The 9,332-nt window shown below is 66.2% G+C and carries 5 protein-coding genes; 1 reads left to right on the top strand and 4 read right to left on the bottom strand.

Annotated elements, in window-relative coordinates:
• The 4 genes from Q0480_RS11785 to Q0480_RS11770 all read right to left on the bottom strand — a co-directional run.
• A partial coding sequence (locus Q0480_RS11785; protein WP_299133149.1) for a type I restriction endonuclease subunit R occupies positions 1-2,576 on the bottom strand: 2,576 nt, incomplete at its 3' end.
• Positions 2,576-3,895, bottom strand: coding sequence for a restriction endonuclease subunit S (locus tag Q0480_RS11780; RefSeq protein WP_299133147.1), 1,320 nt, complete (start codon positions 3,893-3,895; stop codon positions 2,576-2,578). The genes Q0480_RS11785 and Q0480_RS11780, both read right to left, overlap by 1 nt.
• The gene (locus tag Q0480_RS11775; RefSeq protein ID WP_299133146.1) at positions 3,892-5,412 is read right to left on the bottom strand and encodes a class I SAM-dependent DNA methyltransferase; all 1,521 of its coding nucleotides are present in this window, start codon (positions 5,410-5,412) and stop codon (positions 3,892-3,894) included. The genes Q0480_RS11780 and Q0480_RS11775 overlap by 4 nt, the downstream gene beginning before the upstream one ends.
• 117 nt (positions 5,413-5,529) lie before the next feature.
• A complete protein-coding gene (locus Q0480_RS11770) occupies positions 5,530-7,992 on the bottom strand; it encodes a hypothetical protein (RefSeq protein ID WP_299133144.1) in 2,463 nt (820 codons plus the stop codon).
• A gap of 718 nt (positions 7,993-8,710) precedes the next feature.
• Between Q0480_RS11770 and rpsD the strand changes: the two genes are divergently transcribed.
• Entirely contained in the window at positions 8,711-9,331 is a 621-nt protein-coding gene (gene rpsD, locus Q0480_RS11765; protein ID WP_299133142.1) for a 30S ribosomal protein S4, read from the top strand.
• Position 9,332 lies beyond the last annotated feature (1 nt).

The raw sequence follows: 9,332 nt of genomic DNA, 5'->3' as shown, positions 1-9,332 counted from the left end.
CCGATGTCGGGCCGCTCCAGCCCGCAGGCCGACAGCACGTCGATCACCTCGGTCGAGGTGACGGCCTCGTTGACGAGCTGGCCGATGGCGAAGTCGGCGGCGGCGCTCTTGCGCGCTGTCGAGGCGCCGCCATCGAGTTTGGCGATGGCGGTCTGGACGGCCACGAAGAAGCCGACCTCCACCTTCACCGCCTCAGCCTCCGGCGTTCCGGCCGCCAGCTTGAAGGCGCTGGTGAGTTCCGCCACGGCGTCGAGGAATCGCTTCCGGCCGGCCTTCCTCTTCGCGTCCTGGTCGGCGCCCTCGCCCTCCAGGTCAAGGACGAGGCTCATCGCTTTCGGCAAGACAGCCAGCCGGTCGGCGGGCGTGCCGGCGAGCGCGGTCTGATAGTCGAGGCCGTGGAAGATGTCGCGGAGGACCTGCAGCGAGGTCATGAGCTTGCCGACGGCCGCCCGCGTATCGACGGCGGTCTTCGACTGGTCCTCGGCCGAGTAGTAGGCGAGCGCGGCCTTCAGGTCGGTGGCGATGCCGATGTAGTCGACGACGAGGCCGGCCGGCTTGTTGCGGAAGACCCGGTTCACCCGGGCGATGGCCTGCATCAGGCTGTGCCCCTGCATCGGCTTGTCGACGTAGAGCGTATGCATGCAGGGCGCGTCGAATCCGGTCAGCCACATGTCGCAGACGATGACGAGCTGCAGCGGATCGGCTGGGTTGCGGGCGCGGCTGCGCAGCGCCTCCAGCCGCGCCTTCGAGCGGATGTGAGGCTGAAACGCCTGCGGATCGGTGGCGTTGCCGGTCATCACGACCTTCACGGCACCCTGGTCGTCGGTCTCAGCGTGCCAGTCGGGCCGCGCCGTCACGATGCGGTCGTAGACCTCGACGGCGATCCGGCGGCTCATGCAGACGATCATGCCCTTGCCGTCGAGGGCGTCCTGGCGCTTGTCGAAATGGTCGAGGATGTCGGCGACCACCACGTCGAGGCGCGTCGAAGCGCCGACCAGCGCCTCGATCCGGCCCCAGCGGCGTGCGCTGGCGGCCTTCTCGGCCTCACTGATCGCCTCGGTGATCTCCTCGAACTCGGCGTCGATCAGCCCGGCCATCTCATCGGCGATCTCGACCTTGGCGACGCGGGCCTCGTAATAGATCGGCACGGTCGCGCCGTCCTCGACCGCCTGGGCGATATCGTAGACGTCAATCTGGTCGCCGAAGACGCCATAGGTGTTGGCCTTGACGAGCTCGACCGGGGTTCCGGTGAAGCCGACATAGGCGGCGTTCGGCAGGGCCCTGCGCAGGTGATGGGCGAAGCCATAGCGGATCTCGCCGGTCTTCGGGTCGATCTTCGCGGCGAAGCCGTATTGGGAGCGATGCGCCTCGTCGACGAAGACGATGACGTTGGAACGGTCGGTCAGGGGCGGGAACTCCGCCTCGCCGTCGCGCGGTCGGAACTTCTGGATGGTGGTGAAGATCACCCCGCCGACCTGCCGGTTCGCGAGCTTCGCATGGAGGTCGTCGATGTCCTCGACCTGGACCGGCGCCTCGCCGAAGAGCGCCGCGCAGCGGGAGAAGGTGGCGAAGAGCTGGTTGTCGAGGTCGTTCCGGTCGGTCAGCACAACCAGCGTCGGGTTCTCCAGCGCCGGCTCGTGCATCAGCGCGCCGCCGAGAAAGGCCATCAGCAGCGACTTGCCTGAGCCCTGCGTATGCCAGAAGACACCGCCGCGGCCGTCACCGGCGCGCGCTTCAAGGACGCGGGCGACGCCCTTTCGCACGGCGTGGAACTGGTGGTAGCCGGCAATCTTCTTGACCGGCCCCTTGCCCTCGTCCTCGAAGACCGCGAACCGCCGCAGCATGGCGAGCAGCGTCTCCGGCGCGAGCAGCCCGTGGATCAGGGTTTCCAGCGCGAGATCGGTGCCGTCCTTCACAAGCGTCTCGCCATCGACCGTGCGCCAGCGCATGAAGCGGTCGAAGTCAGCTGAAACCGAGCCGTAACGCGCGGTGATCCCGTCCGAGATCACCGAGAAGAGGTTGGTGCGGAAGAGCTCCGGCAGGTCCGCCTTGTAGGTCTCGATCTGGTTGAACGCCTCGGGCAGCCCCTTGCCCTCCGTCCCCTTCAGCTCGATCACAACGAGCGGCAGGCCGTTCAGGAAGAGCAGCACGTCCGGCTTCCGCGGCGCCTTGCCGACGATCTCCATCTGGTTGACCGCGAGCCAGTCGTTGCCCCGGTTCTCCCAATCGACGAGCCGCGCCCGCGCCGACACCGTCTCGGCCCTGCGCTGAAACTCCACCGGGACGCCGGCGACAAGCAACTCGTGGACGCGCCGGTTCTCGGCGATGGGATCAGCCGAGAACTCCGAGTCGATGAGCCGCTGCGCGACCTCCTCGATTGCCCGCGCCGGCAGATCGGGGTTCAGCCGGGCGATCGCCGCCTTCAGCCGATCCGCCAGGATCACGTCGCGGAACGACTTCCGCAGCGGCGCCTTCGCCTCCGGCGACAGCGCGGCGCCGGGCAGATAGGCGAAGCCGAGTTTCGCCAGATGGGCGAGGGCGACATCCTCGAGATCAGCTTCCGACGCCCAGGCCATCAGACCGCCTCCGCAATCTGCCGCTCGGCGTCGCGAACGCGGAGCTCGCCGGACATGAGCTTGGGGAGGAGGGTGTCGCGGAGGGCTGCGAGGGTGCGGCTCTCAGCCGTGGCTGTTCTGAGGCGGGCGTCAAGACTACTTCCGATGCCCTCATACGCGGAGATCACCTCCGGCGTCGGTGCCGCCACCTTAAGCGCCTCGAACTGGCTCTTGTTGATCGCGCCAAAGACCGTGCCAGTGTGCTCGAACTCCCGAAGTTGTTCCTGCAAGGACTGCACTGCGTAGAAGGTATAGGAGCGCTGGCCTGTTCGATGCCTGATTGCGGCCACGCCACGGCCCACACAGCACCTTTCCCAGGCCTGATTGATATCGCCCACCGGCGCGCGGACGCTGACCAGCGTATCCTTGGCCTCGGCGATCCGGGTTGGAGCCGAGCAGAACTTGCGGTTCTCGGGGTAGCGAAAGCCGAAGTCAGTTCGTCCTTGGAAGAAGGGCAGGCCGACACCATCATCATTGTATGTGTTACCGGGCGGCGACTGACCCATAGTGAGGTCGAACTCGGCTCCGACGACGCTCATACTCCACCCATCCGGCAGTCCATGCTCGCCGAAGCTGTCGGGGAACAGGGCGGCGGTGGCGGCGTCCATGTGCGCGGGGGCCTCGCCCCGCGCCTTGGCATGCACTGGGTCGAAATCGACGAACCAGGACCGGAACAGCGCCCGCGCCATCTCCTCCAGCGTCGCGCTCATCCGCCGATTCAGCTCGATCTTGTCGTCGAGGGCGCCGAGGACGGCGGCGATGGCCTGCTGCTCGGGCAGGGGCAACACCGGGACCGCCAACCCGCGTATCGTGGGAAGGTTCAGACGCTCCGCAACCGATCCGTCGCGAAAACCCTCTAAGTGACGAGCCATCACCGGCGAATTAAGCCAGTACCGAAGGAACCGCGTGTCGATACGCTCCCGGTTGGGACGGATCAGCACCATCCTCTGTCCAAGGCAAGCGCGCTCGCCCCGCGGGATTTCGGCCGCGATACCGAAGTAGGTTCCCTCACGACTGTAGAGGAGGTCACCATGCCGGGGTTCGGCGCGCGCGATCCGCTCCTTGTAGGTTTCTTCGGAGACCCGCGCCGCATCCTCGTGCCGGAAAATGCCCGTGCGAATGTCCTGCGAGCGAACCACGAACGGTCCGTAGCCGGTCAGCTTCGGCGTGGTATGAGGACAATCGAAAACCCCATCGGAAATGTCGTCAAGACGTTCCCAATTCGGCGCTGTGGCCCAGGACTGCGCCTCCAGTGGCGGATGAATGGGTTTCGACCTCACCTCAGCATCTCCAGACGCGCCTCGATCTGTCCCTCCAACCGCCGCCCCGCCGCAAACTGCGCCAGCAGCTCGTCCTTCAGCCGCGCGAACTTCTCCTCGAACGGCTCGTCCTCCTCCTCAGCCGCGCCGGCGCCGACGTAGCGCCCCGGCGTCAGGACGAAGTTGTGCTCGGCGATCTCCTTGACCGAGGCCGCCTTGCAGAAGCCAGGCACGTCGGCGTAACCGCCCGCGTCCGGCTCGCCGCGCCAGGCGTGGTAGGCGCCGGCGATGCGGGCGATCTCCTCGGGCGACAGCTGCTTCTGCTTCCGGCTTCCCGGGATGAGCGCGCCCATCTTGCGGGCGTCGATGAACAGCACCTCGCCGCGGCGGTCGCGGAGCTTCGCGTCCCTGGCAATCCCGTTCGACTTGTCCTTGGCGAGGATCCAGAGGCAGGCCGGGATCTGGGTGCCGAAGAAGAGCTGGCCTGGCAGCGCCACCATGGCGTCGACCGCGTCGGCCTCAACCATGGCGCGGCGGATGTCGCCCTCGCCCGACTGCATCGAGGACATCGAGCCGTTGGCGAGCACGACGCCGGCGATGCCGGACGCCGAGAGGTGGTGGTGAATGTGGCTCAGCCAGGCGAAGTTGGCGTTACCGACAGGCGGCGCCCCGAACTTCCAACGCACGTCCTCGCGCAGCGCCTCGCCCGACCAGTCGGAGATGTTGAAGGGCGGGTTGGCGAGGATGGTCTCGAACCGTTCGTCCGGGAAGGCGTCGCGCAGCAGCGAGCCTTCCTGGTTCCAGCGGATTTCCGAGGAGATGCCGCGGATCGCGAGGTTCATCCGGGCGAGGCGGAAGGTGGTGTGGTTCCGCTCCTGCCCGTAGACGGCGATGTCGTTGATCCGGCCCTGGTGGGCGGCGATGAACTTCTCCGACTGGACGAAGAAGCCGCCGGTGCCGCAGCAGGGGTCGTAGACGCGGCCGCGGGTCGGCTCGGTCATCTCGACCAGCACCTCGACCACCGGCTTCGGCGTGTAGAACTCGCCGCCGCGCTTGCCCTCGCTGGTGGCGAGCTCGCCGATGAAATACTCGTAGATGCGGCCGATCAGGTCGAAATCGGCCCCGGTGCCGTGGAACTTCAGGTTGGTGAAGAGCTCGATCAGGCCGGTGACGATCGAGGGGTCAAGGGAGGCGCGCCCGAAGACCTTGGGAAGCGCGTCCTTCAGCGTCGGGTTGTCCTCCTCGACGGCGCGCATGGCGTCGTCGATCTGGACGCCGATGTCGGCCTGCTTGGCGATCGCGGCGATCCGCGGCCAACGGGCGCTCTCGGGCACCCAGAAGACGTTCGCCGCCTGATACTCCTCGGGATCCTCCGGGTCGGCGTAGGGGTCCGCCTGGAGCTTCGCCCGGGTCTGCTCGAAAGCGACGGAGACATAGCGCAGGAACAGCAGGCCGAGCGCGACATGCTTGTATTCGCCGGGGTCCATCGCGCCCCGCATCTTGTCTGCGGCGGTCCAGAGGGTGCGCTCGATCTGCAAGTCCTGTCTCCTCGTCATGCGTGCGGAGGCCGAACCCGCCCCCGCATCACGAGAAATAGGCCAGAGACTGCTTGCCCGAAACAAATATCGCCAAGAAAATGGGGCGTTTGCTCGACTTCACCCCGCGCCCGGCGGGATGGGGCTGCGCGCATTCCTGCCGGGCGGCTTTGGTTCGACCGCGCTCGGGCGACGATTGCGCCTCCGCGCATCGGCGGTCGCTGCCTTCCGCCGTAGGTCGATGCCCGAGGTCGTGAACTTCTTCCAGAGCGGCGTTCGGGCATAGAGCCAAGGGTAGTAGAGCACCTTCATCAGGTTCGGCGTCTCTGCGTCGCCCTCGGCGGCCGGCCAGATGCCATGGCGCATCGCCGGCGTCAGACGGCGTGGCTTGTGGCTCCGGCGCTTGTAGACCGTGACGTGCTGGTCGCGACCCGGGACGCGGACCTCGGCCATCGACGAAACGGTCGGGCGCAGCTCCTTCTCGCCGTTCCAGGGCGCGACGTAGGTCCGGGCCTCGAAGAAGTTGTACTGGATGCGGAAGATATTGAGGATCGCAATCAGCACCCGCGGATTGAACATCGCCCCCTGTACGTAGGAGCCGCCGCTGCGGGCGCCGCCCACACCCGATCGCGCCGCCGGCGACAACCGTTCGCGCAGCGAGTTCATGAAGGTGCTGACCGCCTGGAGCGTCGCTCGCCAGACCTCATCGGCGATCAGGCTCCGGAGCCAGGGGCCCTGGACCTCCTCCTTGAAGTCGTATTGCTTGAGCGCCTGCCGGGCCGACCGTTTGAGGATCGGAAACCCGACGGTCTTCTCCGTTTCGCCCGCCGCCTGAACTGGAGACTTGATCCAGACGTGAGGGTAGGCCGAGCTCTGGAATGATGATCCCGGCCACGGCCGCTGCCCGTGGGGCGTTTCGCGGTAGATAGTGGACATCTTCGCACGGACATAGTCGAGCCCGACCTCCTCTTCGGTCGGCTCGGTCCTCCCGGCGGCGATCATGGCGTCGCGGTGCGCGCGCAGCGCCTTCCGGTAGGTCCGGGTCCGGTCCTCGATCTGCGGCTTCTTCGCCTCCTTGTCGAAGCCGACGATCAGCCAGGTGAAGCTGTCCGCGTCGATCTCGCTCCGGAAGATGTGCGGGATGGTGCGAACGAGCGTGCCTTCCTGCTCGGTGATCAGGCAGATCTCGCCCTTCGGCAACGTCCCCTTCAGCGCCGCGAAGTGGGCAGCCTTCGTATAGACCTGCTGGACCGTGACGCCGGAGAAGGATGCGCGATGCTCCCGCTCGACCTTCTTCAGGTCGAACCAGCCGTAGTAGATCGTCTTGATCAGGTCCATCTCCGCTTCGAGCTGGGCGTCGAGCATGTCGCGAGCGACCTTTCGCGCCGCCTTGTCGATGCCGACCACCCGTCGACCTTTCGTCTCGCGGAAAACGCCAAGATGGTTCAGGCAGGCAGCGAAGAAGGCGTGCTCGTCCAGGCGCCCGGTCGGCCGCTGAAAATGGAAGCGAGGGTGGGTAAAGGTCGTGCCGTCGCCGGCGGTGTACTCCCACCGGAGGTCCTTCGGAATCCCCTGGTCGTCGAGATAGGCGTCGCGGAACAGCGCCACCGGCTCGACCCGCGGGTCGAAGTCGATGTCGATCCGGTAGACGTAGCCGCTGTCGGCGTCAGCCGTGATCGAGCAGTTGAGCGGCGTGATCTTTCGATCCGTGTCGGTCTGCCAGTTGACGCCCAGCACGATGTCGTCGTGGCAGAGCCGATGGACGATGGGCTTGCCCTCGGCTTCGCGCTCTTCCTTCCAGCGGGCGAGCTGTTCCGTCTCGTAGGCGAGGAGCTGGCCTTCGAGCCAGAAGATCCGATTGTAGATGCGGGACATGCCGCATCGTTCCCCGTCCTCCATGCCTGCGAGCACGCGCTGGATGTCGTGGATGCCCGCGCTGTTCGAGAGCGCCCGCAGGATCTTCTGGTTGTCGGAGGTCTTCCTCTGCCGGACGTGCGGCAGCGAGACCGTAAACCGTGCGCCCGGTTTCCCCTCGCAGCGACGGTGCATGACCCGGACGGAGCGCGCGCCGTCCGACTTTCGCTTGTTGCCGGCCTTCGGCTCGTTCCGGCCGTTCAGCACGAATTCCCACGGCGCGGCGAGATAGCGACGGCCGCAGGCGCGGCACGCCGCGCCGTCCAGGACACCGTTCTGGTTGACGAGCCGACGGATCTCTTCCTCGAGGTTCTGGTCCGTCAACAGGCTGAAGCCAAATCCGCAGACGTCATCATCGAGGACATGTTGGCAGGTCAGCTTTCTGCCGTCGGTCCAGTCGAAGGGCTGGGCCTGGTATTCGTAGACCGTCGAGGTCCGCGCGTCCTTCGCATCACCGCCCTTCATCTCGTAGCTGCCGAGACCAATCGCGAAGGCGTTCGAGATGCGGGCCAGCCGCTCCCGCTCCTGAGGCGCATTCCGTCCGCGTGGCGACGCCAGGGAGAAGTCCGGATCGATCCCGTAGTTCCCGCAATCCGGGTTGCCGCAGCAGTTCAGCTGGTATTCCCAGCCGGGCCGTGGATAGACCTGAGCCAGCGTGAGGTTCGCCATATCCGCCATTGCTCCGCCCCCTCGGATCACGCGACCGCGCGACCCCGCGGGTGCGGGTGCGGTGGCGGTCAAGGCAGCCGAGGGGAAGGAGCAGGTTCTCCTGCCGAGATTGGCCGACTCCGTGGCCAGCGAAATGTTTCTCGTCTGGAAACACTACTTTCGGCCTAATCCCGAACCTTGCAGAACATTTTTGTTCTGCAAAGCGTCGGGAAATTCGAGTCGAGAAATCCGGCGCAACTCATTGATCGAGCAATCGGTATCTCGATCCGCAGACGAAGGCAGCCGGAAACCTATGTCCTATCTACCGGAATGCGTCAGCCCTGTCGGGGGCATGACCGTTTTCAACGGTCAAGCCGGGCATGCCCGTCACGATCTGCGCGCTCCGGAGAAATCTTCACCCCTCGCGCCCTCCGGAAGTTTCCTCCGGGCGCGCGACCGCTGCGACCTGCCACTGGCAGGTCGGCAAGACGCGGCCGCTGGAAATCGGCCGCGGACCGACGGGACTTCGCGCGGACGAGATTGATCACCTTGCCACCGATCCGGCACCGGCCTTGACAGCGGGGGGCGCATCGCTAAAAGGGCGCGGCTCGCCGTCCGTTGGGGCGGCGGGAGTGAACTGGCGTTCGCGGTCCCCGCAAGGGGAAGCCTGTCGGCCTGAGGGGGAAACCCCGGGCAAAGGAGGACGCCGCCCATATTGACGACGAGATAGGACGAAACCGTGACGAAGCGTACAAGCGCGAAATACAAGATCGACCGCCGCATGGGCGAAAACATCTGGGGACGGCCCAAGTCCCCGGTGAACAAGCGGGAATACGGCCCCGGCCAGCATGGCCAGCGCCGCAAGAACAAGCTCAGCGACTTCGGCACGCAGCTGCGCGCCAAGCAGAAGCTGAAGGGCTATTACGGCGACCTGACCGAGAAGCAGTTCCGCAAGGTCTATGCCGAGGCCGACCGCCTGAAGGGCGACACCTCCGAGAACCTGATCGGCCTCCTGGAGCGCCGGCTCGACGCGGTGGTCTATCGCGCGAAGTTCGTGCCGACCGTGTTCGCGGCGCGGCAGTTCGTGAACCACGGCCACTGCCTCGTGAACGGCAAGCGGGTCAATATCGCCTCCTATCAGGTGAAGGAAGGCGACGTGATCAGCCTGCGCGACCGCTCGCGCCAGCTCGCCGTCGTGCTCGAAGCCGCCGGCAGCGCCGAGCGTGACGTGCCCGACTATCTGCATGTCGATCATTCCAAGATGACCGCCGAATTCACCCGCACCCCGGCCCTGTCGGATGTGCCCTATCCGGTGATGATGGAGCCGAACCTGGTCGTCGAGTTCTACGCCAAGAACTGAT

It is taken from the genome of uncultured Amaricoccus sp. (assembly GCF_937891315.1).
In the GTDB taxonomy this organism is placed as follows: domain Bacteria; phylum Pseudomonadota; class Alphaproteobacteria; order Rhodobacterales; family Rhodobacteraceae; genus Amaricoccus.
This window is presented reverse-complemented; position numbering and strand designations above follow the sequence as displayed.

Coding starts and splice junctions, on each gene's coding strand:
- Q0480_RS11770 (WP_299133144.1), bottom strand. CDS start 7,992: ATGGCGAACCTCACGCTGGCTCAGGTCTATCCACGGCCCGGCTGGGAA.